At 38.9% G+C, this 2,283-nt stretch carries 2 protein-coding genes and 1 pseudogene; all 3 read right to left on the minus strand.

Features of this window, described 5'->3' with window-relative positions:
* Nucleotides 1–357 (minus strand): annotated as a pseudogene (locus L654_RS1000000127030) (flagellin); the annotation flags it as partial.
* Nucleotides 358–428: 71 nt separating this feature from the next.
* Nucleotides 429–1,022, minus strand: a complete 594-nt coding sequence (locus L654_RS1000000127035; RefSeq protein WP_343223592.1) for a hypothetical protein — start codon at nt 1,020–1,022, stop codon at nt 429–431.
* 308 nt (nt 1,023–1,330) lie between these two features.
* Entirely contained in the window at nt 1,331–2,002 is a 672-nt protein-coding gene (locus L654_RS01000000126340) for a flagellin (protein WP_050582319.1), read from the minus strand.
* Between the last annotated feature and the right edge of the window lie 281 nt (nt 2,003–2,283).

Below are 2,283 nucleotides of genomic sequence, written 5' to 3' on the forward strand. Positions count from 1 at the left end.
ATCTAATGTAGAGTTACCTACGGTTGCTATCTCACCACCGGTAGCACCAACAGTAAACTTATCTGATGACGTCAGATTAACCTGAGAGTTCACTACAGCACCGGTTGCACTACCAACTGTACCGTTTAATGCAGCAGTACTTGCACCATCACCAACCAGTAATACACCTGCTACGTCAGTTTCTTCAATTAATATGCTACCAGCATCAGCGTCATACGTTGCGTTTATCCCAGCTTTACCAAGGTCAGATGCTAAATCAGACGCGCTTCCGTTATATGATGATAAATCAAAAGTTTTCTCACCAACAGTCAGTGTGCCCGTATCAGCTGATGACAACGCTGTAATTGTTGCTGTCACTGATGTTTGAGCTTTTATACCAGTTGCCGCTGCATTGATTGCGTCTGCTGTTTCCTGGGCATTTATGAGACTTAAATCTTCAGTTGTATTACCTTTTGGACCAGATAAANGGCTACCGTATTATTGAATACAGTGCCACCACCTTTAATTGCATTCTGACCTAGATTATCTGCAGCTATGTTGTTCAATGATACGTTAATTGTTTCATTAGCATTGGCACCAACTTGGAAAGCTTTAGTACCAAAGTCACCATTTAATAATTGCTGACCACCAAACGAGGTAGTTTCAGCTATACGGGTTAACTCTGTTTGCAATGCAGATACTTCTTTTTGAAGTGATTCTCTGTCTTCAGTAGAGTTTGAGCCATTCGATGATTGCAGTGCTAATTCACGCATACGTTGTAAAATACTAGTCGATTCTTGCATCGCACCTTCAGCAGTCTGTGCCATTGAGATACCATCGTTAGCATTACGTTGCGCTACCGCTAAGCCATTTACTTGTGATGTTAAACGGTTTGATATTTGAAGACCGGCCGCATCATCTTTTGCACTATTAATACGCATACCCGATGATAGACGTTCCATAGAAGTTGCTAAGTCAGAACCTGATTGAGATAGGTTACGTTGAGCATTTAGTGAAGATACATTTGTGTTTACTGAAATCATAATAAAACTCCTGATTACTTTCGTAATGTTGCTATTTTAATTTAACCAAGAGCTGTCACAATTGTATGCTCAGCTCCGTACTGATTAAGTTAACGGCAGGAGGTAAATTATCTTTAGAAGTATTTTAGAAATAAATTAGTTTATCTGTTTAAAAAAACCTAACCGACTGTTTTAAAAGATTAGTTATTTTAAATGAGTTTAAAATACAATTTAAATATTATGCTTTTAGTGATTTCAACCACCTAAAAACAAAAAACGCACTTAATTTAAAGTGCGTTTATGTAGCCAGTTATACATTAAACCAGTAATTAGCCACCTAATAAACTAATTGCTGCTTGTGGAATTTGATTCGCTTGCGAAAGTATAGACGTACCCGCTTGTTGTAATATTTGGTTTTTTGTCATCTGTGCTGTTTCAGTTGCAAAATCTGTATCTTGAATACGACTACGTGATGCAGAAACATTCTCCGCAATATTTGCTAAATTACTAATTGTATGGCCAAAACGATTTTGAGCAGCACCCAAATCAGCACGATTTTCATCAATATTTGCTAATGCAGCATCTATCACAGTAATTGAGTTTTGTGCACCTAAAGCTGTTTTAATGTCTATCTCTGCAACCTGATCTAATGTAGAGTTACCTACGGTTGCTATCTCACCACCGGTAGCACCAACAGTAAACTTATCTGATGACGTCAGATTAACCTGAGAGTTCACTACAGCACCGGTTGCACTACCAACTGTACCGTTTAATGCAGCAGTACTTGCACCATCACCAACCAGTAATACACCTGCTACGTCAGTTTCTTCAATTAATATGCTACCAGCATCAGCGTCATACGTTGCGTTTATCCCAGCTTTACCAAGGTCAGATGCTAAATCAGACGCGCTTCCGTTATATGATGATAAATCAAAAGTTTTCTCACCAACAGTCAGTGTGCCCGTATCAGCTGATGACAACGCTGTAATTGTTGCTGTCACTGATGTTTGAGCTTTTATACCAGTTGCCGCTGCATTGATTGCGTCTGCTGTTTCCTGGGCATTTATGAGACTTAAATCTTCAGTTGTATTACCTTTTGGACCAGATAAANGGCTACCGTATTATTGAATACAGTGCCACCACCTTTAATTGCATTCTGACCTAGATTATCTGCAGCTATGTTGTTCAATGATACGTTAATTGTTTCATTAGCATTGGCACCAACTTGGAAAGCTTTAGTACCAAAGTCACCATTTAATAATTGCTGACCACCAAACGAGGT

Origin of the sequence: Pseudoalteromonas sp. TAB23, assembly GCF_000498075.1 — a bacterium.
Taxonomy (GTDB): Bacteria; Pseudomonadota; Gammaproteobacteria; order Enterobacterales; family Alteromonadaceae; genus Pseudoalteromonas; species Pseudoalteromonas arctica.